The organism is Novosphingobium sp. 18050 (assembly GCF_902706195.1).
Classification (GTDB): domain Bacteria; phylum Pseudomonadota; class Alphaproteobacteria; order Sphingomonadales; family Sphingomonadaceae; genus Novosphingobium.
The window spans coordinates 1-385 of record NZ_CACSJO010000122.1 but is presented as its reverse complement, the minus strand read 5'-3'; the positions used below and the strand labels follow the sequence as shown (position 1 = coordinate 385).

1 protein-coding gene is annotated in these 385 nt (G+C 69.6%); it reads right to left on the bottom strand.

Going from position 1 to position 385, the window contains the following annotated elements:
- Nucleotides 1–385 (bottom strand): TonB-dependent receptor (locus GVL61_RS24670; protein WP_159983896.1); only part of this gene is annotated, 385 nt, incomplete at both ends.

Here is a 385-nt window from a genome sequence, read left to right as displayed (position 1 = left end):
CGTGAGCACGGAGTAGCCCGGGTTGGCGGGATCGCTCGCCGGGCTGTTGGTGAGTTCCAGCTCGAACAGCGACGCCGTGGTCAGCAGGCGGCGTGACAGCCATTCCTGCTTCACGCCCACCTCGACCTGCTTGCCCTCGGACGGCGGCGCGGCCACGTTGCCCGCGAGCAATGTTCCGACGTTCGCCTGGAAGGAGCGCGCATGGCTGGCATACACCATCGTGCCGGGCATGGGTTCGTAGCTGAGCGCGATCGACGGCTGGGTCTTGCTCGCGTCCAGCTGCGGCGTGACGTAGCGGTCCTTCAGCCGGTCGTGGCGCAGCCCGGCCGTCAGCGCCCACGGGCCCCAGGCCATGCGGTCCTGCAGGTAGATGCCCGGGTTGCGC